At 72.2% G+C, this 25419-nt stretch carries 23 protein-coding genes; 5 read left to right on the plus strand and 18 right to left on the minus strand.

Annotated features, from left to right (window positions below; all coding sequences use genetic code 11):
* Positions 1–38: 38 nt before the first annotated feature.
* The 16 genes from JMF97_RS05835 to mraZ all read right to left on the minus strand — a co-directional run bounded on the left by JMF97_RS05835 (position 39) and on the right by mraZ (position 18313).
* Positions 39–839 carry a DivIVA domain-containing protein gene (locus JMF97_RS05835; protein ID WP_013735077.1) on the minus strand — a complete coding sequence of 267 codons (801 nt, stop codon included), beginning with the start codon at positions 837–839 and terminating at the stop codon, positions 39–41.
* Positions 840–883: 44 nt separating this feature from the next.
* The gene (locus JMF97_RS05840) at positions 884–1189 is read right to left on the minus strand and encodes a YggT family protein (RefSeq protein ID WP_013735078.1); all 306 of its coding nucleotides are present in this window, start codon (positions 1187–1189) and stop codon (positions 884–886) included.
* 29 nt (positions 1190–1218) lie between these two features.
* A complete protein-coding gene (locus JMF97_RS05845) occupies positions 1219–1911 on the minus strand; it encodes a cell division protein SepF (protein WP_203220573.1) in 693 nt (230 codons plus the stop codon).
* Positions 1912–2105: 194 nt separating this feature from the next.
* Positions 2106–2852 (minus strand): YggS family pyridoxal phosphate-dependent enzyme, encoded by a 747-nt coding sequence (locus tag JMF97_RS05850; protein WP_203220574.1) that lies wholly within the window; start codon positions 2850–2852, stop codon positions 2106–2108.
* A 9-nt stretch (positions 2853–2861) separates the two neighbouring features.
* Positions 2862–3977 carry a cell division protein FtsZ gene (gene ftsZ, locus JMF97_RS05855; protein WP_013735081.1) on the minus strand — a complete coding sequence of 372 codons (1116 nt, stop codon included), beginning with the start codon at positions 3975–3977 and terminating at the stop codon, positions 2862–2864.
* Between the two features lie 242 nt (positions 3978–4219).
* Entirely contained in the window at positions 4220–5035 is an 816-nt protein-coding gene (locus JMF97_RS05860) for a cell division protein FtsQ/DivIB (protein WP_203220575.1), read from the minus strand.
* Positions 5032–6564, minus strand: a complete 1533-nt coding sequence (murC, locus tag JMF97_RS05865) for a UDP-N-acetylmuramate--L-alanine ligase (RefSeq protein WP_203220576.1) — start codon at positions 6562–6564, stop codon at positions 5032–5034. Before murC ends, JMF97_RS05860 begins: the two co-directional genes overlap by 4 nt.
* On the minus strand, positions 6561–7667 hold the full coding sequence (gene murG, locus JMF97_RS05870) for an undecaprenyldiphospho-muramoylpentapeptide beta-N-acetylglucosaminyltransferase (RefSeq protein ID WP_013735084.1): 1107 nt from the start codon (positions 7665–7667) through the stop codon (positions 6561–6563). Before murG ends, murC begins: the two co-directional genes overlap by 4 nt.
* Entirely contained in the window at positions 7667–9079 is a 1413-nt protein-coding gene (locus JMF97_RS05875) for an FtsW/RodA/SpoVE family cell cycle protein (RefSeq protein ID WP_238358906.1), read from the minus strand. Before JMF97_RS05875 ends, murG begins: the two co-directional genes overlap by 1 nt.
* A 436-nt stretch (positions 9080–9515) precedes the next feature.
* Positions 9516–10649, minus strand: coding sequence for a phospho-N-acetylmuramoyl-pentapeptide-transferase (gene mraY, locus JMF97_RS05880; protein ID WP_203220577.1), 1134 nt, complete (start codon positions 10647–10649; stop codon positions 9516–9518).
* A complete protein-coding gene (locus tag JMF97_RS05885; RefSeq protein WP_203220578.1) occupies positions 10646–12070 on the minus strand; it encodes a UDP-N-acetylmuramoyl-tripeptide--D-alanyl-D-alanine ligase in 1425 nt (474 codons plus the stop codon). Before JMF97_RS05885 ends, mraY begins: the two co-directional genes overlap by 4 nt.
* Complete coding sequence (locus JMF97_RS05890; protein WP_203220579.1) at positions 12067–13587, minus strand: UDP-N-acetylmuramoyl-L-alanyl-D-glutamate--2,6-diaminopimelate ligase; 1521 nt, start codon at positions 13585–13587, stop codon at positions 12067–12069. Before JMF97_RS05890 ends, JMF97_RS05885 begins: the two co-directional genes overlap by 4 nt.
* Before the next feature lie 159 nt (positions 13588–13746).
* Complete coding sequence (locus JMF97_RS05895; protein ID WP_203220580.1) at positions 13747–15963, minus strand: penicillin-binding transpeptidase domain-containing protein; 2217 nt, start codon at positions 15961–15963, stop codon at positions 13747–13749.
* 3 nt (positions 15964–15966) lie between these two features.
* Positions 15967–16575: a cell division protein FtsL gene (ftsL, locus tag JMF97_RS05900; RefSeq protein ID WP_203220581.1), complete on the minus strand. Its 609-nt coding sequence runs from the start codon at positions 16573–16575 to the stop codon at positions 15967–15969.
* On the minus strand, positions 16572–17672 hold the full coding sequence (gene rsmH, locus JMF97_RS05905) for a 16S rRNA (cytosine(1402)-N(4))-methyltransferase RsmH (RefSeq protein ID WP_203220893.1): 1101 nt from the start codon (positions 17670–17672) through the stop codon (positions 16572–16574). The genes ftsL and rsmH overlap by 4 nt, the downstream gene beginning before the upstream one ends.
* 209 nt (positions 17673–17881) lie before the next feature.
* Entirely contained in the window at positions 17882–18313 is a 432-nt protein-coding gene (gene mraZ, locus JMF97_RS05910; protein ID WP_013735092.1) for a division/cell wall cluster transcriptional repressor MraZ, read from the minus strand.
* 345 nt (positions 18314–18658) lie between these two features.
* Between mraZ and JMF97_RS05915 the strand changes: the two genes are divergently transcribed.
* The 3 genes from JMF97_RS05915 (at position 18659) to JMF97_RS05925 (ending at position 21397) form a co-directional block, all read left to right on the plus strand.
* Entirely contained in the window at positions 18659–19906 is a 1248-nt protein-coding gene (locus tag JMF97_RS05915) for a Mur ligase family protein (protein WP_043721531.1), read from the plus strand.
* Positions 19896–20618 (plus strand): type 1 glutamine amidotransferase, encoded by a 723-nt coding sequence (locus JMF97_RS05920; protein ID WP_203220582.1) that lies wholly within the window; start codon positions 19896–19898, stop codon positions 20616–20618. Before JMF97_RS05915 ends, JMF97_RS05920 begins: the two co-directional genes overlap by 11 nt.
* 149 nt (positions 20619–20767) lie before the next feature.
* Complete coding sequence (locus JMF97_RS05925) at positions 20768–21397, plus strand: TVP38/TMEM64 family protein (RefSeq protein WP_238358912.1); 630 nt, start codon at positions 20768–20770, stop codon at positions 21395–21397.
* A gap of 160 nt (positions 21398–21557) precedes the next feature.
* Here JMF97_RS05925 and JMF97_RS05930 read toward each other — a convergent pair whose 3' ends face one another.
* Both JMF97_RS05930 and JMF97_RS05935 read right to left on the minus strand, forming a co-directional pair.
* The gene (locus JMF97_RS05930) at positions 21558–22214 is read right to left on the minus strand and encodes a response regulator (RefSeq protein ID WP_203220584.1); all 657 of its coding nucleotides are present in this window, start codon (positions 22212–22214) and stop codon (positions 21558–21560) included.
* Complete coding sequence (locus tag JMF97_RS05935) at positions 22211–23479, minus strand: sensor histidine kinase (protein WP_203220585.1); 1269 nt, start codon at positions 23477–23479, stop codon at positions 22211–22213. Before JMF97_RS05935 ends, JMF97_RS05930 begins: the two co-directional genes overlap by 4 nt.
* Before the next feature lie 132 nt (positions 23480–23611).
* On the opposite strand from JMF97_RS05935, the gene JMF97_RS05940 reads away from it, so the two are divergent.
* Both JMF97_RS05940 and JMF97_RS05945 read left to right on the plus strand, forming a co-directional pair.
* Complete coding sequence (locus tag JMF97_RS05940) at positions 23612–24523, plus strand: ABC transporter ATP-binding protein (protein WP_203220586.1); 912 nt, start codon at positions 23612–23614, stop codon at positions 24521–24523.
* Entirely contained in the window at positions 24520–25365 is an 846-nt protein-coding gene (locus tag JMF97_RS05945) for a hypothetical protein (protein ID WP_203220587.1), read from the plus strand. The genes JMF97_RS05940 and JMF97_RS05945 overlap by 4 nt, the downstream gene beginning before the upstream one ends.
* The last annotated feature ends 54 nt before the right edge of the window (positions 25366–25419 follow it).

The raw sequence follows: 25419 nt of genomic DNA on the forward strand, positions 1-25419 counted from the left end.
GGCAGGGCGAGCGACCGCCGTGACGGTCGCCGCCCGGTTCAGCGACCGGCCTCGAGTGCCCCGGAACGACCCCCGCCGTACGAGCCGGCGAGACCTGCGGCGGCCAGGCCGTTGCCGGCCGCGCGGGTGCCTTCCCCACGGGTCATCTCCGCCTCCAGGCCCTGGCCACGACCGTCGAGGTCGCGCAGCTGGCTCTCCAGGTAGGCCTTGAGACGGGTACGGTACTCGCGCTCGAACTGCTTGAGCTCCTCGATGTGCTTCTGCAGCGCGGTGCGCTTGGCGTCGAGGCCACCCATCGCTTCCTGGTGCCGCTGCCGGGCGTCCCGCTCCAGCGCGTCGGCCTTGGCGCGGGCCTCGCGGGTGACCTCTTCGGCCTTGGAACGGGCCTCGGAGAGCAGCTGGTCGGCCTCGCGGCGAGCGTCGGAGACGTGGTCGTCGGCGGTCCGCTGGGCCATCATCAGGACCCGCAGCGCCTGCTGCTCGCCGTCACCGCCCGGCACGGCGCCACCGGTCGCGGCGCGCACCTGCTCCAGCTCGGCCTGCATCGCGCGAGCGGCCTGCTCGGCGGCGGCCTTGTCACGCTGCACCCGGTCGAGCTGGGCCTTGACGTCGTTGAGCTCGGCCGCCAGACGGGCGTCACCGCCGGGACCGGCGGGGGCACCGCCCCGTCCCCCGCGCTCCACCTGGGCGCGCAGTTCGTTGTTCTCCTCGATCAGACGGGCGAGTTCGCGCTCGACCTCGTCCAGGAAGGCGTCGACCTCCTCCTCGTCGTAGCCCCGCTTACCGATCGGCGGCTTCTTGAAGGCGACGTTGTGGACGTCGGCCGGGGTCAGCGGCATCGAAACTCCTCGGGTCAGTTGCGGCCGCGATAGCGCGTCGGTCATCAGGCGGTCCTGAAGATCGCCGGCTCTAACACAAACCTCATCAGCACGAACAGGATAACCAGGAGCACAAGGGAGGCCAGGTCGATGCTCACGGTACCAATTCGCAGCGGAGGGATCACACGCCTCAACGCCCAGAGCGGGGGATCAGTGACGCTCCACACGGATTCCAGTCCGGCCGATGCTCCGCGACCAGGCTGCCAGCGCCGCCCGTACTGCAGGACCGCGCTCAGGACGAACCGGGCAAGGAGAATGATCAGGAAGAGATAGGTGATCAGGTAGAGCACCTGGAGCAAGATCGACAACACGGCAGGCGACGTCCCTCGGGTCGGGCGGGTCAACTCAGGCTGAAGAACCCGCCCTCGGCAATCTTGGCCTTGTCCTCCGCGGTGACCTGGACATTGGCCGGCGAGAGCAGGAACACCCGGTTGGTCACGCGCTCGATCGTACCGCGCAGCCCGAACGCCAGCCCGGCGGCGAAGTCAACCAGTCGGCGGGCATCCGCCTCATCCATTTCGGTGAGGTTGATGATCACGGGGACGCCGTCCCGGAAGTGCTCGCCGATGGTGCGGGCCTCGCGGTAGGTGGTGGGGTGCAGCGTGGTGATCTGGTAACGCTGCTCCTCCTCCTGGACCACCGCCCGCTCGCGGGGCTGCGCCTGCGGCGCCAACGCCAGGTTGTCCCGGGTGTGGTACGTCAGCGCGCCGGACTGCTCCCCCGTCGACCGGGTGATCGAGCGTACGCTGGACCGCTCGACCCGCTCCGGGCGCTCGGAGTCCAGTCGCTCGGACTCGCTCAGCCGACCGCCGGAACGCTCGCCGAGCCGCCCCCGGTCGCCGATGCGCGGACGAGGCGCGGGCGGCTCGTCCGCCTCGTCGTCCACCTCGTCGGCGAACTCCTCGGCATACCGGCTCTGCCGGTAGCGCGACTCGCGGTAGCCACCCTTGTCGTAGCCACCGTCGTCATAGGCCCGCTCGTCGTCCTCTTCGACCAGTCCGAGCCAGACCCCCGCCTTGCGCAGTGCACCCATCCCCGCGCCCTTCCCGTCCGCCGTGCGGCACACGCCCCCGTACGTGTCGCCTGTCGCGAGTGGACCACTCCTGCCCACCGGACCGGAACGGCAATCCCCTGACGCACAATTCGCGTTGCACGTCACGCCCCCCGGTCGCCGGTAAGGCCGCCCCACAAACAACACTGATGTAATTTGCTTCCCTCGCGGCCAGGCTACCGCAGCGTGGGACGCATTCCGAGCAACGCGCTGCCGACGCGGACATGTGTCGCGCCGTGGCCGATCGCCGCCTCCAGATCACCGCTCATGCCGGCCGACAGCGCGACGGCCTGCGGATGCTCGGCGCGCACCGTCTCGGCGATGGTGGCCAGGCGCGCGAAGGCACGCTCCGGCTCCCAGCCCAGCGGCGCCACCGCCATCAACCCGGCCAGTCGCAGTCCCGCCGAGGCGGCCACCGCGGCGGTGACCGGCCCCAGCCCGATGTCCGGGTCGGCCGAGTCCGGCACCGACCCGCCCCGGCTCGGGTCGCCGTCGATGCTGACCTGCACGAACACCTCCAGCGGCCGGTCCCGACGGCCGGTCGTGGCCGCGTCCAGGGCGGACGCCAACCGGACGCTGTCGACGGACTGGACCACGTCGGCGTACCGGACCACCGACTTGACCTTGTTGCGTTGCAGCCGGCCGATGAAGTGCCAGCGCGGGGCCACCCCGGCCAGGGCGACCTGCTCGGCCTTCGGCGCCGCCTCCTGGTCGCGGTTCTCCCCGACGTCGGTCACCCCGAGCCCGGCCAACGCGATCACGTCGGCCGCCGGGTAGGTCTTGGTGACCGCGATCATGGTCACCTCGGTCCGGTCCCGGCCGACCGCGGCACAGGCGTCGGCGATCCGGGTCCGTACGCGCGCCAGCCCGGCGGCCAGTTCGGCACGCCGGTCGGGACGCACCAGAGAGGCGCTGTCGGTCATGGTCGGTACTCAGGAGCCGTTCTTGAGAAAGTCGGGCACGTCGACGTCGTCGAAGAGCACCCGGCGTGGCGACTGCGGCGTCACGGGGGTGGCGGGCGACGGCACGACCGGCGTGCTCGGCTGCGCGGGCTGGTTCTGGTTGGTCTTGCGGGCCGGCTCGGCCGCCTTGTAGGCGGGCGTGCCGCCGTCGAAGCCCGCCGCGATCACGGTCACCCGCACCTCGTCGCCGAGCGCGTCGTCGATGACCGCACCGAAGATGATGTTGGCGTCCGGGTGCGCCGCGTCCGTGACCAGCTGCGCCGCATCGTTGATCTCGAACAGGCCGAGGTCCGATCCACCGGCGATGGAGAGCAGCACCCCGCGGGCACCGTCCATGCTCTGCTCCAGCAGCGGGCTGGAGATGGCCGCCTCGGCCGCCTCGACGGCCCGGTTCTCGCCGCGGGCGCTGCCGATGCCCATCAACGCGCTGCCCGCGCCGCTCATCACGCTCTTGACGTCGGCGAAGTCCAGGTTGATCAGACCCGGGGTGGTGATCAGGTCGGTGATGCCCTGGACACCGGAGAGGAGGACCTGGTCGGCGGTACGGAAGGCGTCCATCATGCTGATGTTGCGGTCCCCGAGCGCCAGCAGCCGATCGTTCGGGATGACGATCAACGTGTCGCACTGGTTGCGCAGCTCGTCGATGCCCGCCTCGGCCTGCACCTGCCGCCGCTTGCCCTCGAAGGAGAACGGACGGGTCACCACGCCAATGGTCAGCGCGCCCAGCTTACGGGCGATGTTGGCCACCACGGGCGCGCCGCCGGTGCCGGTGCCGCCGCCTTCGCCGCAGGTCACGAAGACCATGTCGGCGCCCTTGAGCACCTCCTCGATCTCGTCGCGGTGGTCCTCGGCGGCGTTCTTGCCGACGTCCGGGTTGGCGCCCGCGCCCAACCCCCGGGTCAGTTCACGGCCGACGTCGAGCTTGACGTCGGCGTCGCTCATCAGCAGCGCCTGCGCGTCCGTGTTGATCGCGATGAACTCGACGCCCTTGAGCCCAACCTCGATCATCCGGTTGACGGCGTTGACGCCGCCGCCCCCGATGCCGACGACCTTGATGACCGCCAGGTAGTTGTGCGGAGGTGTCATCTCCGGTCCTTCCCTTCGAGATTGGCTACTCCCCGACCGGTTACGGCGCGGCCAGACCCATGGTCGACGCGACTGTCACCAGCGAGGTCGAGGGGGTAAACCCTCACCCTCTACTAGAGGGTTACAGTTATGTCAACCACTGATCCTCTTTCGGGCAACGTAGGCGCAGCCGAGCGATGAGCCAAGGACCTTTCCGGCGTGTCGCCGGAGGGAGCGCCAAGCGTCACAACCTGATCAACGGCTCATCGGAAGGTCACCACGTCCGGCGCGCTGACGTCGATGCGGGTGGCGTCCTGATCGAGCAGGGCGGTGGCGACCCTGGCCTTGTCCGTACCCCGGGTCGTATCTCCCCAGAAAACCGTCAGATCGCCCCGCAGCCGTACGCTGATCCGGGCCAGACCCTCGACGGTGATCTCGACCAGCTGCTCGCGCAACTCGGGGGTGAGCGCGCCGAGCACCTCCAGACCGGCGTCCGTCGCCGGATCGTCCGGGCCCGGCTCGGCCAGCCGGATCATCGGAAGATCCGCCGGGCGCTGCGACACCGTGCGGAACGCCACCCCGGCGGCGTCGACCACCACGAACTGCTCCCCGCGTGGCACCACCGCCACCGGAGTACGTTCGGTGAGCCGCACGACCAGCGCGTCCGGCCAGTCGCGGTGCACTGTCACCCGTTCCACCGGCGGCAGGGTGCCGATCCGGTCGGCCAGCTCGGCCAGATCCACCCGGGCCAGCGGGGCACCGTCGAGCACCCCGGCGGCGTTGCGTACCTGCACCGCGCTCACCAGCTCGGCGCCTTCCACCCGCACCTCACGTACGCCGAACAGACCGGTGCCCAGCAGCACCCACGCCACCAGAGCGGCCACGGCGAGCATGCCGCCGACCACCGCCCACGGCAGCGCCGCCCGCATCCGCCGACGCCGGGCCCGCGCCATGAACCGTCGGGTGGAGGCGGGAACCGCGTCCCGGCCGGCCCGCACCAACTGCCACTGGCGGGCCGGACGCCACCCTCCGCCGCCGTCGACGCCGGTACCGCGCCCGCGCGCCGGACCGGGACTCATTCCGCCACGGGCGCCGCACCGTTGCGCGCGGCGGCGTCGGGAACGGTCCCGCCGATGCTCGTCGACCCGCCGGCCAGCCCACCGGCCACCGTGCCGGCCGCCTGCTGCGGATCGGCGGTACGCGCGCTCAACGCGGCCAGCAACTCGTCACCCATCAGCGAGATCGGCGGAGCACCCATGGTCACCACGACGTCGCCGGGGCGGGCCCGACGGGCCACCTCCGCCGGCGCGGCGTCCCAGGAGTCGACGAAGACCTTCCGCTCCGCTGGCAACGCCACCGCCTCGATCAGCGCCGCCGACCCCTCCCCCGGGCCACGCTGCTCACCCGGGCCGAAGACCTCCAGCAGCACCAGTTCGTCGGCGATCGCCAACGCCTCGGCGATCTCCGACTGCAGGTCGCGGGTCCGGTAGAGCCGGTAGGGCTGGAAGACGACCAGCAGCCGACCCTCGCCGGCCACCTCGCGTAGCGTCTGCAGCGCCAGGGTCATCGAGGTCGGATGGTAGGCGTACTCGTCGTAGACGAGGACACCGTCGGCGACGCCCTTGCGCTCGAACCGCCGACGCACCCCGGGGAACGCGGCCAGCGCCGCCTCCGCCGCCTGCAACGGCAACTCCAACAGGTACGCGGCCAGCACCGCCGAGGCGCTGTTGAGGGCCATGTGCCGACCGGGCACCGGCATCCGGAACTCACCGAGCGAGCGGCCGTCGATGTGGGCCAGGTAGCGCACACCCCGCGCCGAGGAGGCCATCTCGCTGAGCCGCAGGTCGGCGTCGGCGGACTCGCCGTAGGTGTAGACCCGACGCCCCTCCGCCCGCAGCGTGGCGGCCAGCCGCTGCCCGCCCGCGTCGTCGGCGCAGGTGATGATGAAGCCGTCCGGGTCGGTGAGCCGGGCGAACTCGGCGAAGGTGGCCTCCAGGTTGGCCAGGTCGCCGTAGGTGTTCAGGTGATCCGCCTCGATGTTCGTGATGATCGAGACGAACGGACGGTAGATGAGGAAGGACCTGTCGCTCTCGTCCGCCTCGACCACGAAGTACTCGCCGGTGCCGTGATGCGCACCCGAACCCACCTCGGAGATCTCGCCACCGATCACGAAGGACGGATCGGCGCCCGCCTGCTGGAACACCATGGTGACCATGGAGGTGGTGCTGGTCTTGCCGTGTGTGCCGGCGACCGCCACCGTACGCCGTCCGGTCATCGCGGCGGCCAGGGCCTCGGAGCGGTGCAGGACCCGCAGGCCACGCCGACGCGCCTCGACCATCTCCAGGTGATCGGCCGGGATGGCCGAGGAGTAGACCACCGTGTCGACACCGTCGAGATTGGCCGGCTCGTGCGTCATGTGGATGGTCCCGCCGAGCGCCCGCAGGCCGGCCAGCGACGGCCACTCGCGCAGTTCGCTGCCGGAGACCGGTAGGCCCCGGGTGAGGAACAGTCGGGCCAGGCCGCTCATGCCGACCCCACCCACCCCGATCAGGTGGATGTGCCCCAGATCCTCCGCCGTCAACGTACCCGCCGGACTGAACGTCTTCATTGAGAGACCGCCTCGTAGACGAAGTTGAGCAGGGCCTCGTCGCCGTCGCGTCGGCCGTAGGCCGCGGCGGCGGTGCCCATCGCGTGCAGCCGCTGCGGGTCGCGGATCAGCGGGATCACCGTACGCTCCAGCCAGTCCGGGGTGAGCTCGCTGTCGTCGACCAGCAGGCCGCCGCCGGCCTCGACCACCGGCAGCGCGTTGCGCTTCTGCTCCTGGTTGCTGTGCGGGTACGGCACGTAGATGGTGGGCAGGCCGATGGCCGCCACCTCCGCGCAGGTCATCGCGCCGCCCCGGCCGAGCATCAGGTCGGCGGCGGCGTACCCGGCATCCATGTCGGACAGGTACGGCAGGGTCACGTACGGCACCGGCAGGTCGGTGGGGATCGGCACCGGCTCGTTGCGGGCTCCCATCACGTGCAACACCTGGATGCCGTTGCGGGCCAGTTCCTTGGCCGCACCGGCCACCGCGAGGTTGATCGACCGGGCGCCCTGCGAGCCGCCCGCGACGAAGAGCACCGGCAGATCCGGACGGAGCCCGAAGTGGGCGCGGGCCGCGCCGCGCATGGCCACCCGGTCCAGCCCGGCGATGTTGCGCCGCAGCGGCACGCCGACCACCCGCGCCTCCCGCAACGACTCGGCTTGGGCGGGCTGGTGGGGGAAGCCCACCGCGACATGCTTGGTGAACCTCATGCCGAGCCGGTTGGCCACCCCCGGCGGCACGTTCACCTCGTGGATCACGATCGGCAGCTCCCGCCGCCAGGCGGCCAGGTACGCCGGCACCGAGACGTACCCGCCGAAGCCGACCACCACGTCGGCGCGTACCTCGTCGATGATCTTGCCCGCGGCGCGGGCCGCGGTCCACATCCGGCCCGGGGTACGGACCAGGTTCATGTTGATCGACCGAGGGAGCTGGTACGCCGGGATGTTGCGCAGGTCGTAGCCGGCGGGCGGAATCAGCTGGTTCTCCAGGCCCTTGGGTGTGCCGAGACAGGTGATCCGGACGCCGGGGTCGTGTCGGCGTAGGCAGTCGGCGAAGGCGAGCAACGGGTAGATGTGTCCCCCGGTGCCACCGCCCGCGAGCACCACCGAACGCAGCGGACCCATCAACGTCTCCTCTCGCTCGCCACCGACCCACTGCGACCCCGGCCGTCCCGGGCGCCACGCGGTGCGGCCTGGTCGTCCTCACGCCGCTTACGGGCCCGGGGCACGGATCCTCGGGCAGCCGACGGCGACGCCGCACGGCGACGCCGACCGGGAAGCGGCGGCAACGGAGCCCACACTAGTCGGACCCATCGGGCGGGCGGGCGGGCATGCAGGGCCCGGGCCGCATCGGGTTCCGCACGGGCGAAGGACGCCAGCATGCCGACCGCCGCGAGGGTGACGACAAGCGCGCTACCGCCGACCGAGATGAACGGCAGCGGTACGCCGGTCAATGGCAGCAGGCCGATCACGCCGCCGATGTTGATGAAGGCCTGCCCGATCAGCCAGGCGGTGACGCCCGCCGCCGCCAGCCGTCGGAACGGATCGTCGACCCGCCGGGCGATCCGCAGGCCGGTGTAGGCCAGCACGGCGAACAGGGTGACCACCACGACACAGCCGACCACGCCGAGTTCCTCGGCGATCACCGCGAAGATGAAGTCGTTCTCCGCTGCCGGCAGCCAGTCCCACTTGCTGCGCCCCTGACCCAGGCCGGTGCCGAACCAGCCCCCGTTGGCGATGGCGTACCGGGCCTGCACCATCTGGTAGCAGAAGTCGTCCCGGCACTGCTCCAGCGGCGGCGGGCTGACGAACATGGTCAGTCGTTGCAGCCGGTAGTTCTCCTCCCCCCGGACCCCGGAACCAGCGCCGAGGGAGGCCACCGCCACCAGCAGGCCGATGCCGGCCAGACCGATCGCGCTGAGCGTGGCGAAGACCCGCAGCCGCACCCCGGCCGCCCAGAGCAGGCCGATCACCAGCGCCATCAGACAGAGCATGCTGCCCAGGTCGTTGTAGCCGACCAGGACGAACATCAGGCCCACCACCGGGAACAGCGGGGTGGCCAGCTCCCGCCACCAGCCCAGCGCCGCGCCCTTGCGGGCCAGCACGTACGCCCCCCACAGCACCAGCGCGAACTTCGCCACCTCCGAGGGCTGCACCCCGATACCACCGACGTACAGCCCGAGCAGCTCGGCCTCCATCGGCCCGATCCTCGCCGGCGCGCCGGTCAGCCGCCCGTAGGCCACCAACGCGTTCAGCAGCACCAGCAGCCCCACCGCGATGGCCAGCACCGGCCGCCCCAACGCCCGGTAGGTGCGTACCGGCAGGCGCTGGCAGACCCAGAACGCCACGATGCCGATCACCGCGAAGATCGCCTGCTTGACCAGCGAGGCCGAGGCGTTGCCGCCCGCCGCGTAGTCGCGCACGCTGGTGGCCGAGAAGACCATGGTCAGGCCGATCAGCAGCAGCAGCCCCGCGCTGGCCAGCAGCAGATGGTACGAGGCCAGCGGCCGGGCCAGCAGGCCCTGCAACGCGGCCAGCCCGCCCAACGCGTCCAGCCCACGCCACGGCCCACCCGGCGTTACCGGCCCCGGCCCACCCGCCCCAGCCGTACGCCCGGCACCACTGGTGGCCGATCCCGCCGCCCGTACCGTGTCCGCGGTCCGGTCGGCCTCAGCCACCCGCCCAGCCTCCACCGCCCCGTCCGCCTTAGCCGCACCAGCCGCCGCACCACCGGCCCGCCGCCGCCGACCGCCGTCCGCCATGCCACTGCCCGCCGTGCCGCTGTCTCCCCGCGCCTCCCCCACAGCGCCATCATCGCCGCTGCCACCACCCCACACCCCCGGTATCCCCCACTCGGCGTGTCGCACCCCCTCCCACCCCACCCCTCGTTCTCCGCATTGATCAAGAGGTTTGCGTCAAAAATGCGCCGTCCGGAGACGCAAACCTCTTGATCAACAGGGTGAGTCCAGGGGGTCAGCCCATGTTGGCTAGGAAGTCGCTGTAGAAGAGGCCCAGGGCGATGGCTACGCCGATGCCGGCGATGATCCAGAAGCGGACCACGATGTTGACCTCGCTCCAGCCAGCCAGTTCGAAGTGGTGCTGGAGGGGGGACATGCGGAAGACGCGTTTGCCGGTGGTCTTGAAGGAGATGATCTGGATCACCACGGACATGGTGATGATCACGAAAAGGCCGCCGATGATCGGCAGCAGCAGGATCGTGCGGGTGGACATCGCCATGCCGGCGATCAGGCCGCCCAGGCCGAGTGCGCCGGTGTCGCCCATGAAGATCCGGGCCGGCGAGGTGTTCCACCACAGGAAGCCCACGCAGGCGCCGGCCGCCGCTCCGGCGATCAACGCGATCTCCAGCGGATCCCGGACGGTGTAGCAGTAGTTGTTCGGGTTGGCGGTGTACGCCGGGTCGGCACACCAGTGCCGGTACTGCCAGAACGCGATCACCGCGTACGCGCCGAGCACCATTACCGACGCGCCGGTGGCCAGGCCGTCGAGGCCGTCGGTGAGGTTCACCCCGTTGGTCGCCGCCATCACCACGAAGATGAAAATGATCACCGCGCCGATCTTGGTGACGTCCAGGGCCGGGATGTCCCGGATGAAGCTCAGCGTGGTGCTGCCGACCGTCTCGGTGTTGGTCACCGCGCCGGAGGAGTCGGTCATGGTGGACGGGAACCAGAGCGCGACCACGCCGAACACCGCGCCGACCAGGATCTGCCCGAGCAGCTTGCCCTTGGCGCTCAGGCCACCGCTGTGCCGCTTGCGCACCTTGAGGAAGTCGTCGATGAAGCCGACCGCGCCGGCGAAGACCATCAGCCCCAGCAGCACCAGCGCGGTGATGGTCGGCTCGACCTGGGCGATCTGCGCGTCCGGCAGGGTGGTCAGGGCCAGGTGACCGGCGACGTACGCGATCACGGTGGCGAGGATGAACACCACGCCGCCCATCGTCGGCGTGCCCTTCTTGCCCTGGTGCATCTGCGGGCCCTCGGCCCGGATCGGCTGGCCCGCCTTCAGCCGGGTGAAGACCCGGATCGCGATCGGGGTGCAGAACAGCGAGACCAGGAAGGCCACCCCGATGGCCACGATGACGGCCCTCACGCGGCGCCACCTCCGGCCGTCGGATCAGCCGGTCCGGTGGCGACGGCGTCGGCACGCAGCGCGTCGGCCACCTCCCAGGTCCGGTACCGGGACCCCTTCACCAGGACCACGTCCCCCGGCCGTAGCTCGCTGCGCAGCACCTGAACGGCCGCCGCCTGATCGGTGAGCAGCACCGATTCTCCTCCCCAGTCACCTACCGATGTCGCCCCGTGGTGGATCGGCGCCGCCGCCTCGCCAACCACGAGCAGCCGGTCGACGCCCAACTCGGCCGCGAGCCGGCCCACCTCGGTATGTCCCTGCGCCTCGAACTCGCCCAACTCGGCCATGTAGCCGAGCACCGCGAGGGTGCGGCGTCCCGCTCCGACGCCGGCCAGCGCCCGCAACGCCACCGACATCGACGCCGGGTTGGCGTTGTACGAGTCGTCGATCACCGTCACGCCGTCGGTGCGCTCGAAGACGTCCATCCGGCGGGTCGAGACCAGCCCGAGCTCGCCCAGCGCGACGGCGATCTCGACCAACGGCATGCCGAGTTCCCGCGCCACCGCCGCGGCGGCGAGAGTGTTCCAGACCTGATGCCGCCCGGTCAGCGCGAGCCGCACCGTCGCGCTGCCCTCCGGCGTCACCAGGGTGTACGCGGGCCGCCCCCGCTCGTCCAGCGTCACGTCCACGGCCCGCACGTCGGCGTGCGCCGCCTCGCCGTAGCGGACGACCCGGGCGGCCGTACGGCCGGCCATCGCGTCGACCAGCGGATCGTCGGCGTTGAGCACCGCCAGGCCGTCCGCCGGCAGCGCCTCGACGAGTTCACCCTTGGCCAGCGCGATGTTCTCCTGCGAGCCGAACTCGCCGATGTGCGAGACCCCGACGTTGAGCACCACGGAGATGCGCGGCGGCGCCACCTCGCACAGGTACCGCACGTGCCCGATGCCCCGGGCACCCTTCTCCAGCACCAGGTAGCGCGTCGAGGGCACCGCCTGCAGCGCCGTGTACGGGTGACCCAGCTCGTTGTTGAACGACCCGGGCGGCGCCACCGTCTCCCCCAGCCGCGCGGTCAGCTGCGCGATCAGGTCCTTGGTGGTGGTCTTGCCGGACGAACCGGTCAACCCGATCACGGTCAGCTGCGGCAGCCGGTCCACCACGGCACGCGCCAACCGGGCCATCGCGGTCAACGCGTCGGCGACGACGACCATCGGCACCCCGGGCACCTCACGGGTGCCCAGCACCGCGACCGCCCCGGCCTGCACCGCTGCCGCGGCGTAGTCGTGCCCGTCCACCTTCTCCCCGTCGAAGGCGACGAAGAGCCCGCCGGAGGTGACCTTGCGGGAGTCGAACTCCACGCTGCCGGTGACCTGTGCGGTCGGGTCGGCGGCCACCAGCCGCCCGTCGACGGCCGACGCGATCTCGGCCAGACTCAGTGCGATCATCGCTGGCCTCCCAGGCTGCCGAAGCGGGCCCGCAGCGCGTCGGCCAGTTCGGTCACGTCGTCGAACGGAAACACCTCACCGGCGATCTCCTGACCACGTTCGTGGCCCTTGCCGAGCACCGCCACCACATCGCCGGGCTCGGCCTGGCGGACCGCCTCGTCGATGGCCGCCCGCCTCCCGGCCACCTCGAGGATCCGGGTCCGCGTCCCGGCGTCGTACGCCCCGGCGAGCACCTCGGCGCGGATCGTCGCCGGCTCCTCGGTGCGCGGGTTGTCGTCGGTCACCAGCACCACGTCGGCTCCCTTTGCGGCGGCCGCGCCCATCGCCGGCCGCTTGCCCCGGTCCCGGTCACCGCCCGCGCCGATCACGCAGATCAGCCGGCCGCTGCTCAGTTCCCGCAGGGCGGCCAGCACGGCCACCACCGCGTCGGTCTTGTGCGCGTAGTCGACGACGCCGCGCACCCCGCCGGCCACGCCCACCGACTCCAGCCGCCCCGGTACGCCGCCGCAGGCGGCCACCCCCCGCGCCGCGGTGGCCGCATCCACCCCGGCGGCGACCAGCACGGCGACGGCCAGCAGGGCGTTCGCCACGTTGTGCCGTCCGGGCAGCGCCACCCCGGCGTCGAGGACCAGCCCGTCCGGGCCGTGCAGGGTGAACCGCTGGGCGTACCCCTCGCCGTCGACGTCCTCCGCCCACCAGGTGGCGGAGGGGTCACCGGCGGCCGAGTAGCTGATCGTGGCGGGCTTGAACAGGGCCTTCAGCGCCGGGTCGTCATGGTTGAGCACCTCGTGGGCGCAGCGGCCGTCGAACAGTCGGGCCTTGGCCGCGAAGTAGTCGTCGGCGTCGGCGTGGAAGTCGAGATGGTCGGAGCCGAAGTTGGTCCAGCCGCCCACGTCGAAACGCACCCCGCCGACCCGCCCCATCGCCAGGGCGTGGCTGGACACCTCCATGACCACCGCGGTGACGCCGCGTTCGAGCGCGGCGGCGAGCATCGCGTGCAGGTCGGTGGCCTCCGGCGTGGTCCGTACGCTGTCCAGCACCAGATCGCCGAGGCGGGTCTCCACGGTGCCGATCAGGCCGGTGGTGTGACCGGCGGCCCGCAACCCCGACTCGACGAGGTACGCGGTGGAGGTCTTGCCAGCCGTGCCGGTCACCCCGATCACCGTCAACTTCTCGGTCGGGTCGCCGTAGACGGCCGAGGCGAGCGTGCCGAGCACCGCACGCGGGTCGGCCACCACCAGGGTCGGCAACCCGTGCCCGGCGGCCAGTTCGGCACCGGCCGGATCGGTGAGCACGGCGACCGCGCCGGCCGCCGCCGCGTCGGCGACGAACTCCGCGCCGTGCCGCCGGGCGCCGGGCAGGGCCGCGTACAGGTCGCCGGGGTGGACCTCACCACTGGCGTGGGTCACCCCGGTCACCGTCGCATCGACGGTGGTGGGGGGCGCCACGGCGAGCCGGGCGGCTAGGTCACCGAGCCGGATTCCGGTCACGGTACGGGGACGAGGATTGCCGCGCACGGCGTCAGACCCTACCCGGTCGCCCGCTGATGGCCGCACGGCGCGCCTGAATCTCCGCCACAGGGAGTCGAACCGCAGGTCGTGAGCGACCGGCGAACCGAAGGCGGGGTCGACCCACCGGCCGGGTGTGCCGGCGGGTCGACCGTGGCGCACTGCGGCCTACGGGAAGACGGTGAACTTCGGCGCCGCCTCGCTCGACGGCGGCACCTTGAAGTGCCGCAGGGTGAAGGTCATCATGTCCCGGAATGCCGGAGCTGCGACCTTTCCGCCACCACCGCTCGGGCTGTGCACGAAGACCGCGATCACGTAGCGCGGGTTCTCCGCCGGCGCCATCCCGATGAACGAGGCCACGTCGCCGGGCTGCTTCTTGCCGTCGACCAGCCGCCAGCCGGTGCCGGTCTTGCCGGCCACCCGGTAGCCGGGGACAGCGGCGGCGAGCCCGGTGGCGTTCTCCACGGTGGTGACCGCCTCCATGATGGTCCGCAACGCCTTGGCGTTGTCGGGGCTGAGCACCGGACGGGTCGCCGGCGGCTCGGCCGGGGTCCGGTTGCCCTGCGGGTCGATCGTCTCCTTGACCAGGTGCGGCTGGACGTACGTGCCGTCGTTGGCGATGGCGGCGTACGCGGCGGCCATCTGCAACGGGGTGGCGTCCACGCTGTGCCCGATCGGCACCGACCCGTGCGACGAGTCGCTCCACTCCGACAACGGCAGCAGCCGGCCGCTGGCCTCCCCCGGCATGCCGACACCGGTCGGCTTGCCCAGGCCGAAGCGGCGCTGGTAGTCGATCAGGCGTTCCGGGCCGAGCTTGTCGGCGATCTGGATGGTGCCGACGTTGGAGGAGTAGGCCATCATCCCGGCCACGCTCATCCGGCGACCGTTGGCGAAGTGCGTGTCCGGGAACCAGGTGTCGCCCTTGCGGATGGCGTTGGACACCGGGAACGACGTGTCGGGGGTGATCACCCCCTCCTGGAGCGCCGCCCCGAAGGTGATCGCCTTGTGCACGGAGCCCGGATCGACCACGAAGCTGGTGGCCGCGTCCTCCCGGTCGGTCGGGTCGCTGTGCTGCGGCCGCGCCGCGTTGTAGGTCGGCTCGCTGGCCTGCGCCAGCACCTCACCGGTACGCACGTCCAGCACGATCGCCGCGGCGGTGCTGGCCTGCGCCGCCTTGGCCTGCTCGCTGAGGATCCGCTGGGTCATGAACTGCAGGTCCCGGTCGATGGTCAGCACCATCGAACTGCCCGGCTTGGCCGGGGTGGTGCGGCTGTAGCCGCCGGGGATGGGCGCACCGAGGCCGATCTCGAAGGTCCGTTCGCCGTCCTCGCCGTGCAGCAGGTCGTCGTAGCGCGCCTCCAGCCCTTCCAGCCCGGCCATGTCGATGCTGGTGAAGCCGATCAGGTTGGCGGCCAGGTCACCGCCGGGCACCTCGCGTCGCTCGTCGCGCTGGGTGTAGATGCCGGACAGTTCGAGCTTCATGATCTCGCGGGCCCGGTCGATGTCCACTCCCCGGGCCAGGTACTCGAACCGCGAGTCGACGCCGTACCGCTTGCGGGGTCGCATCTTCTCGGCCAGTTCCGAGGCGGGGATGCCGAGCAGCGGGGAGAGCGTCCGGGCGGTGGACTCGATGTCCTCGACCCGGGTGGGGTCGGCGTAGACGTAGCGGGCCTCGACGCTGTGCGCCAGGGCCGCGCCGTCCCGGTCGTAGATCGCCCCACGCGGCGCGGGTAGCTGCACGGTCCGCAGCCGGTCGGCCACCCCGCCGTCGGCGTACGCGGGCGTGTCCACCGCCTGGAGCACGACGAGCCGGATGCCGATCGCGACGAACATGGCCATCACCAACGCGGTGCCCAGCCGTAGCCGGCGCACCGGATCGGCGAGCCGCGGCGGGCGGGGCGGCTTGCGGGCCGGGCGGCGCGGGGCCGCCCGGTCCTCGCGGCGAGGGTCCCGGCCGCCGACCCGCCGACGTGGCGGCTCGACCGCCTCGCCACGCGGGGTGCGGGCCGTGACGGTACGCACCACCGGGGTCCGGCCGGTGCCGCCGTCCCGACGGGTCGGACCGCCCTGCCGGCCACCGGCGCGGGTCGCCGCCGCCCGACCACCGTCGAGCACCTGCAGGGCCGGCCGGAACGGATCCTGCGACCGGCTGCTCCGCGGGGTACGCCGCTGCTCGGTCCGCCCGGCCGCCGGGGTGCCGCCGCCTTCCCGGATGGTGCGGCCCCGCGGGGTGTACGCCCGGGCGTCGGAGATGCCACCGATGCCCGGTTCGCCACCGCGCTCCCCGGTGGCGCGTGGCGGTACCCCCCGATCCGATGCACCACGCGACGAACCGCGCCGGGAGCCTGTGGCGTCCCGGCGCGGTTCCTCCGACCTCGATGGCACGGTCTACCCCTCCGCGCCCTGGGTGCTCGTGATCGACGCCTGCCCACCGGCCGGCTGCGGCACGCCGATCAGCTTGCCGTCGGGCAGCCGGATCAGGGCCGGCTCCCCCGACTCGACCAGCCCCAGCTTGCGGGCCTGGGCGGCCAGGTTGCCCGGCGCCTCGGCGTCGGCGATCTGCTTGGTCAGCTGCTGCTGCTCCACGTCGAGCTTGGCCTGCTGCTCCTGCAACTCCAGCAACCGGAAGGCGTTCTCGTTGATCTTCGTGTTGACCGCCAGGATGCCCAGCACCCCGCCGACCACAAGCATCACCACCAGCGCCGCGAACGGCGCCCGAGGCACCCGCACCGGCGGCGGCGGAGCGACCCGCAGTCGCGGTGCCGCCTCCCGCTGCGGCTCGCTGACACCGGCCCGCTCGACCGGCCGCAACGCGGCGCTGCCCTCGGTGCGGAACTCGCGCGCCCCCCGGGCGCGAGTCTGCTCCAGCGGGCTCATCCGCTCCGTACGCCGGGTGGTGTCCCCGGTCCCCCGAACCCGCTCCGCCGCGATCCGGCCCCCCGACCGCGGTGCGCGCTGTCCGGCGCCGGCGATGTTCCGGCGCTTGTCTACGCTCATGTTCCCTCCCCCTTTTCGTCCGTCGTCTCCCCCGGCCGCGGACCCGATTCGGATCCGACGGCCGATCCCGTCCCCGGTTGGTGCATCGCCTTGACCCGGCGGCGGTACCGTTCGCGGTCGGTACGCCCCTGCTGCCGGGCCTGCGGGTCGATCCGTTCCGCCGCCCGCAGCCGCACCGAGGCGGCTCGCGGGTTGGCGGCGACCTCCGCCTCCCCGGGCAGCTCCGCACCCCGGCTGAGCAGCCGGAACGTCGGCTCCGACCCGGGTAGTTCGACCGGGAGGTCGATCGGGCCGGTGCTGCGGACCCGGTCGGCGAGCGCCTGTTTGGTGAGCCGGTCCTCCAGCGAGTGGTAGGACAGGACCACCAGACGACCGCCGACGGAGAGTCGGTCCAGGGCGGCCGGCAGCGCCGTCTCCAGCACTGCCAGTTCCCTGTTTACCTCGATCCTCAAAGCCTGAAACGTTCTCTTTGCCGGGTGTCCACCCGTTCGTCGGGCTGGTGCCGGAATCGACTCCCGGACCAGCTCGGCCAGTCGCGCCGACGAGGTGATCCGGGCGCGTTCCCGTTCCCGGATGATCGCCGAGGCGATCCGGCCGGCGAACTTCTCCTCGCCGTACACCCGCAGCACCCGGGCCAGTTCCGGATGGGTGTACGTGTTGACCACCTCTTCGGCGGTCACCCCCCGGGTCTGGTCCATCCGCATGTCCAGCGGCGCGTCCTGCGCGTACGCGAACCCGCGGTCGGGCGCGTCGAGTTGCAGCGAGGAGACGCCGAGGTCGAACAGGATCCCGTCGACGGTCGGATAGCCCAGCCAGTCGAGCACCTCGGGCAGCTCGTCGTAGACGGCGTGCTCCAGGTGGACCCGGTCGGCGAAGCGGGCCAGCCGCACCCGAGCGTGGTCGAGCGCCTCGGTGTCCCGGTCCAAGCCCACCAGGATGGTCTCCGGATGCGCCTGCAGGACCGCCTCGGCATGGCCGGCCAGACCCAGTGTCGCGTCGACGTGCACGGTGCGCCCGCCGCGGCCCAGTGCGGGGGCCAGCAGCTCGAGACACCGCTCAAGCAGCACCGGCACATGCGTGCCGCGTAGCTCCCCCATGTCGACCCCCACTGGCTTGACCTTGTTTTCTTCTGCGTCCTGCTCGTCGGACGACGCCGTGCCGTCGTACCGCCAGATCCCCATCCGCTCCCCGCCCGCCCGTCGGGCCACAGCCCTCCGTGTCGGATCGTGCGCCTGGCACCGGGGAAGGGATGCCAGGAACTCGAAAGCGGCTGGAGATCTCGCAGTACGTCGGGCGTCGTCACGCCCTACAGACCGCCGGGCAGCACCCCTTCCTCGATGTCGGCGAAGTCGTCTTCGCTCTCGGCGAGGTAGGTCTCCCAGGCGACCTTGTCCCAGATCTCCACCCGGGTGCTCGCGCCGATGACCACCAGGTCCCGGTCGAGCCCCGCGTAGCTGCGCAGGTGTGCCGGGATCGTCACCCGGCCCTGCTTGTCGGGCACTTCGTCGTGTGCGCTGGCGAAGAAGACACGGCTGTAGGCCCGGGCCGCCTTGTGTGTCATCGGCTGCGCACGCAACTGATCCGCGATGCGCTGGAACTCAGGCGTCGGGAAGACGTAGAGGCAGCGCTCCTGCCCTTTGGTGATCACGACACCCCCCGCCAGCTCATCCCGGAACTTCGCCGGAAGGATCAACCGGCCCTTGTCGTCCAGACGCGGAGTGTGGGTGCCGAGAAACACGGCCCAACCCCCTCGCCCTTCTAGCGGCGTTCGCGCGCCGCTGACCCCCCGGGCCGGTGGGCCCTCCCGGCCTCACCAATGCGCCCCACTCTACTCCACTTCCCTCCACCCGCAACCAGATTGGACCGCGTGGCGCGCCGTGTTGGACCACAAAAGCGCACGTCAGTCGGGGTGGGGCGGAGTGGAGGGCGCAGTGGGTACCGCGGCCCGGTCCGCTATCCGACATAGATCGACTCCGGCCGGCCAGCCGCCACCGACCACATCGCCGACAAAGCCCACCCGAACGGATCGGCAATCTGAGCCCTGCCATGGTCCGGTAACCTCGCTCGCGTGACGGACGCAAAGATGCCCCTTCGGGCAAAGGTGGCCAGTTCCGTGTCACGGACCGCCGCGGCGCTGTCGCGGGCTGCGGGCCGTGGCGACGGTTCGGTGATCGGCGGCTGGATCGGCTTGAAGATCGACCCGGACCTGTTGGCCCACCTCTCCGCCGGTCGGGCCATCGCGCTGATCTCCGGCACCAACGGCAAGACAACCACCACCCGACTGGCCGCCGCGGCCGTCGGCGTGCTCGGTCGGGTCGCCACCAACTCGTTCGGCGCCAACATGCCCACCGGCCACACCTCGGCGCTGGCGAAGGCGGGCAGCACCCCGTACGCCGTGCTGGAGGTCGACGAGCACTACCTCGCGCAGGTGATCGAGGCGACCGAGCCGCACGTGGTGGCGCTGCTCAACCTCTCCCGCGACCAGCTGGACCGGGCCAAGGAGGTCGCCATGATGGCGCAGCTCTGGCGCGCGGCGCTGGTCCGGCACCCCGACATCCGCATCGTCGCCAACGCCGACGACCCGATGGTGGTCTGGGCGGCCACCCCGCCGGCCACCCACGACCAGCGGATCACGCCGCCGCACGTCACCTGGTTCTCCGCCGGGCAGCGCTGGCACGACGACTCCTGGGTCTGCCCCGAGTGCGGGTCCACCATCCAGCGCTCCGGCGAGCAATGGTGGTGCACCGGCTGCCCGCTGCGCCGGCCGCAGCCGCAGTGGACCGTCGACGACCAGGGCGTCCTCGACCCGACCGGCGCCTGGTACAAGGTCAAGCTCCAGCTTCCGGGCAAGGTCAACGTCGGCAACGCGGCCACCGCGCTGGCCGTCGCCGCCGAGTTCGGCGTACGCCCGTTCGACGCCGTTCCGCGCCTGGCCGATGTCACCTCGGTCGCCGGACGCTACGCCCAGGTCGTCCGGGACGGGCGTACGGTCCGCCTGCTGCTGGCCAAGAACCCGGCCAGTTGGCTGGAGGCGTTCGACATGGCCGAGCTGGCGCCGACACTGCTGTCGATCAACGCGCGGGATCCCGACGGGTTGGACACCTCATGGTTGTTCGACGTCGACTTCGCCCCGCTGCGCGGACGCCAGGTGCTGATCACCGGCGACCGGGCGTACGACCTGGCGGTCCGCCTCGACGTCAACGACGTACCGTTCCAGCACGTACGCACGTTCGACGACGCCGTACGGGCGGTACCGCCTGGGCGGCTGGAGGTCATCGCGAACTACACCGCGTTCCAGGACATCCGAGCGGAGTTGGACCGTGTCAACTGAGACCCTGCGCATCGTCTGGATCTACCCCGACCTGCTGTCCACCTACGGCGACCGGGGCAACGCGCTGATCCTGGCCCGGCGGGCGCGTCAACGCGGGTTCCCGGTCGAGGTGCTGGAGGTCCGCTCCGACCAGCCGCTGCCGACCACCGCCGACATCTACCTCATCGGTGGCGGCGAGGACGGGCCGCAGGCGCTCGGAGCACAGCGACTGCTCGCCGACGGCGGCCTGCACCGGGCCGTGGCCCAGGGCTCGGTGGTGTTCGGGGTCTGCGCCGGCTACCAACTGCTCGGCACCTCGTTCTTCGCCAAGGGCACCCAGTACCGCGGCCTGGAACTGCTCGACCTCAGCTCGGACCGGGGCGCCAGCCGGGCGGTCGGCGAGCTGGCCGGGGACATCGACGCCCGGCTGGGCCTGCCGCCGCTGACCGGCTTCGAGAACCACGGCGGCCGTACCCGGCTCGGCCCCGGGGTGTCCCCGCTGGCCCGGGTCACTGCCGGAGTCGGCAACGACGGCGCCACCGAGGGGGCTTGGCGGGGCAAGCTGCTCGGCACGTACTCCCACGGGCCCGCGCTGGCCCGCAACCCGGCCCTGGCCGACCTGCTGCTGCGCTGGGCCACCGGCGCCCAGCAGCTGCCGCCGCTGGACGACACCTGGGCCGACCGGCTGCGCGCCGAGCGTCGAACCGCGGTGGCAGCTGCCGCCCGGCCATGATCCCGGCCGTCCGGCGGCTGCTCGGCCGCCGGTCACCAGACCCCGGCGGCGCTCCGTCCGGCGGTTTGTCGCCGCACGGTGCGTCGTCCGGCGGTGCGGAGCGGCGGGTGTGGCACGTCGTCGCGACGTCGTCGGCGCTGCGGTTCGGCATGCTGCTGTTCCTGCTCGCCGGATTCGGGGTGATGCTGCTGCTCACGCCGCTGCCCGACCCGGCGACGCTGCCGCACCTGGCCGACCGGCTGGGCGGGTTCGCCCCGGTCGCGGCGGTCCTCGGCGGTGCGCTGCTGCTGGTCGCGCTGGTGCCGCGTACCTTCATCACGCTCGCCGCCGGCGCGATCTTCGGGATGCTGCCCGGCGCCCTGTACGCCCTGGGGGCCGCCCTGCTCGCGGCGGCGGTCGGCTTCGCGGTCGGCCGGCTGCTCGGGCGGGACTTCGTCGCCGAACGGGTACGCGGCCGGCTGGCCCGGCTGGACCGCTGGTTCACCCGGCAGAGCGTGTTCGGGGTGATCACCGTACGGCTGCTGCCCATCTCCGGGTTCGGCCTGGTCAGCTACGGCTACGGCACCACCGGCGCGCGGCTGCTGCCGTTCCTCACCGGCAGCGTGCTCGCCTCCGCGCCGACCGCGTTCGGCTACGCGGCCCTCGGTGCCGCCGTCACCTCCCCCGGCGGGATCAACTGGTACGCCGCCGCCCCCGCCGCGCTGGGCTTCATCGCCAGCGCAGTACTGCTCACCCGCTGGTGGCGCGCCGAACGCCGCCCTCGATCCGACGTCCACTGACCGCCGCGGCCCGGGAGGAGCGGATCTTCGCCGGCTGGGCCGCACAGCTCCGCGCAACTTCAGGGAAGTTGCTGCCTCTGGAGGCACCGAGGCAGCACTTTCCCTGAAACAGCAGCGGGGAGGTGCGGGGCTGTCGCCCGCACCACGGGTCGATGGCGGGTCAGCCCGGTGGGGTGATCAGGCCGGTTTCGTAGGCGGCGATGACCAGGTGTACCCGGTCCCGGGCGCCGAGCTTGCTGAACAGCCGAGCCACGTGCGCCTTCGCAGTCGCCACACTGATCACGAGCTGCTCGGCGATCTCGGCGTTGGACAGGCCCTGACCGACAAGGGTGAGCACCTCGCGCTCCCGGTCGGTGATCCCGGCCAACGACCGCGAGCGGGACGCCGCTGCCGGCCGGCGGACGAACTCGGCGATGAGCCGGCGGGTCACCCCGGGGGCGATCAACGCGTCCCCGGCGGCCACCACCCGGATCGCGGCGAGGATGTCCTCCAGCGCCATGTCCTTGACCAGAAAGCCGCTCGCCCCAGCGCGTAACGCGCCGTGCACGTGCTCGTCGTCGTCGAAGGTGGTGAGCACCAGCACCCGGGTGGGACCACCAGCAGCGATGATCTGGCGGGTCGCCTGGATGCCGTCCGTGCCCGGCATCCGCAGGTCCATCAACACCACGTCGGGCACCACCTCGCGGGTCAGGCGCACCGCCTCGGCGCCGGTACCGGCCTCCCCGACCACCTCCATGTCCGGCACGTCGGCGATCAGCACCCGCAACCCGGCCCGGATCAACGGCTGGTCGTCGACGAGCAGCACCCGGACCCTCACCGCCCCACCGCCGCACCCGGCAACTCGCCGTCAATCGGCAACTCGCCGTCAGTCGGCCGATCACCATCGATCGGCTGGTCGGCGCCGGTTGGTACGGAGAGCGGCAGCCGGGCGGTCACCCGGAAGCCGCCCTCGGGTCGAGGACCGGCGTGAAACCGGCCACCGAGGGCCTGGACCCGTTCCCGCATCCCGATCAGCCCGTGCCCAGCGGCGCCGATCCGGCCGCCCCGGCCCTCGTCGACGACCTCGACCACGACCGAGTCGGGATCACACCGGACAGACACCCGGCACGCGTCGACCTCTGCGTGGCGTACCACGTTGGTGAGCGACTCCTGGACGATCCGGAACGCGGCGAGATCCACCTCCGGTGGGACCGGACGCGCGCCGTGCCGGCGCAGCTCGACCCGGACTCCGGCGTCGGCCGTCGCCACGACCAGCCGGTCCAGGTCGGCCAGGCCGGGCGTCGGGTCCAGCGGTGCCGACTCCCCCACCCCGCGGCGCAGCGCACCGAGGGTACGCCGCAGCTCGGCCAGGGTGTCCCGGCTCGTCGCCTCGATGGTGCGCAACGCGGCGCGGGCCTGCACCGGCTGGGTGTCGATCACCCGGGCGCCCACGCCCGCCTGGATGGCGATCACGCCGATGCTGTGCGCCACCACGTCGTGCAGCTCGCGGGCGATGCGCAGCCGTTCGGCGGTGACCGCCTCGGCGGCGGCGTGCGCCCGCAGCGCGGTCGCGTGCTCGCGCCGCGACCGCACCGAGTTGCCGAGCGTCCATGCCGTCGCGACGGCCAGCCCGGAGAGCAGGGCCTGATCCACCGGTTCCACGCCGCTGTTGACGAAGGCCACCAGGATCTGCGTCCCGAGCACCACGACGGCGGCGAGCCCGGACACCCGGCGGGACCGGTTCGCGGCGACCACGCCCAGCGCCGCGTCCACGGCGAGGAACTGCACGGTGAAGAGCCGGCCGAGATAACCCTGGTCTCCGCCGTGCACGGTGACGCTGGTAAGCGTCGCCCCGACCAGCATCAGCCCCAGTCCGGTGAGCGGCCGACGGCGCAGCAACGCCGCCGGCAGGGCCACGATCAGCAGCGGCACCAGGTACCGCTCGGGCAGCCACCAGCCCAGCACGCCGATCCCGTTGCCGGTCGTCGCCGCCGCCGGCGCCATCACCCAGAGCAGCGGCAGGATGGCCACCCCGGCCCAGACCAGCACCGTCCGCATCGCCGACAGGGCGGTACGCAGCCGGATCCGGGTGGTGACGTCCATCGGCAAACGGTATCGAGCCGGCCACCACCACGGCATCGGCCCGCAGGCGTACGCCCGTGGGCCAGTGCCCGGCGCAGCGGTGTGGCCCGCGAGCCGACGCCGCGCGACCCGGTCTTCGGAAGGGTGGACATCATGATCGAGCTTGATGGCCTGACCAGGCGGTACGGGCGCACCACCGCCGTCGACGACCTGACCCTGACCGTACGGCCGGGTCACGTGACCGGCTTCCTCGGCCCCAACGGCGCCGGCAAGTCCACCACCCTGCGCATGGTCCTCGGGCTGACCGAGCCGAGCAGCGGCACCGCCACGGTCGGCGGCTTCCGGTTCCGGGACCTTCCCCGCGGGTTGCGACACGTCGGTGCGCTGCTCGACGCCGGGGACGTGCACGGTGGGCGTAGCGCCCGAGCCCACCTGGCGGCACTGGCCCGCAGCAACGGCATCGGGGTCGGACGGGTCGACGAGGTGCTGGGCCGGGTCGGCCTCGACAGCGTCGCCGACCGCCGGATCGGCCGATTCTCCCTCGGCATGCGGCAGCGCCTCGGCATCGCCGCCGCCCTGCTCGGGGACCCGCCGGTGCTGCTGTTCGACGAGCCGTTCAACGGGCTGGACCCGGAGGGGGTGCGCTGGGTACGGAAGCTGTTCCGGCGGCTCGCCGCCGAGGGCCGTACCGTCTTCGTCTCCAGCCACCTGATGAGCGAGATGGAGCACTGTGTCGACCGACTCGTGGTGATCGGCCGGGGCCGGTTGATCGCCGAGGAGTCGCTGGCCGAATTCGCCGCCCGCGCCGGCCGGCCGGAGGTGGCCGTGCGTACCGCCGATCCGGCGTCGCTGGTGACGGCGCTGGCCGCCGAGGGTGCGACCGTACGGTCCGATCCGGACGGGACGCTGACGGTGACCGGCGTGACCGCCGAACGGATCGGCGAGCTGGCTCTGGGCCTGCGGACTCCGCTGCACGAACTGACCACCCGCACCGCCTCGCTGGAGGATGCCTTCATGGCCCTCACCGCCGCCGACGTCGAGTACACCGCCGGGGAGGGCCGATGACCACCGTGTCCCCGTCCCCCACCGCGCCGGCACGGACACGGCAGCCGGCCCGTTTCCGTGACCTGCTCGCCGCCGAATGGATCAAGCTCTGGTCGTTGCGCTCGACCTGGGGCGCGTTCGCCCTGATCCTGCTCGCCATGGTCGGCCTCGCCGTGCACGCCGCGCTGGCCACCCAGGCGGGCTGGCCGGACTGGCCGGCCGAGCGGCGGGCGGTCCGCTCCCCGCTCTGGGACGCCTTCCCCACCGAGGCGCAGATGTTCGTCGTCCTGGCGGCCAGTGGCGTCGGCGCGGTGGCGATCGGTGGCGAGTACGCCTCCGGGCTGATGCGTACCACCTTCGCGGCCGTCCCCCGGCGCGGCGCCGTGGCCGCCGCCAAGCTGACCGTGTTGACCGGGGTGCTGACCCTGCTCGGGCTGCTCGGCGCGGTGACGGCGTTCGCGGTGTCGCAGGCGATCCTCGCCGACGTCGGCGCGAACATGTCGATCGGCGACCACGGCGCGCTGCGCGGCATCGCCGCCTCCGCGCTGCTGGTACCGCTCAGCGCGCTGGTCGGCATGGCCCTGGCGGCGCTGACCCGGCACACCGCGCCCGCGATCGTCACCGCCGCCACGGTGCTGCTCCTGCTGCCCACCGCCGTCGACGCCGACGAACGTTGGAGCGCGCTGCTCCGGCAGGCCCTGCCGATGCCGGCCTGGCAGCGGCTGATGGAGCCGACCGGGTCCCCGCCGTGGATCGCCGACCCTTACCCGGCCACCGTCGCCGGTTCTTGGACCACGTACGCCGTCTGGGCAGCGGTGGCCGCCGTGGTCACCGTGCTCGCGCTGCGCCACCGCGAGCCGTAACGCGGCGCGCTGCCGCCTGATGTTAAGAAGGGGCCCTTCCTCTACACGAGGCGT

It is taken from the genome of Micromonospora fiedleri, from assembly GCF_016774385.1.
Taxonomy (GTDB): Bacteria; Actinomycetota; Actinomycetes; order Mycobacteriales; family Micromonosporaceae; genus Micromonospora; species Micromonospora gifhornensis.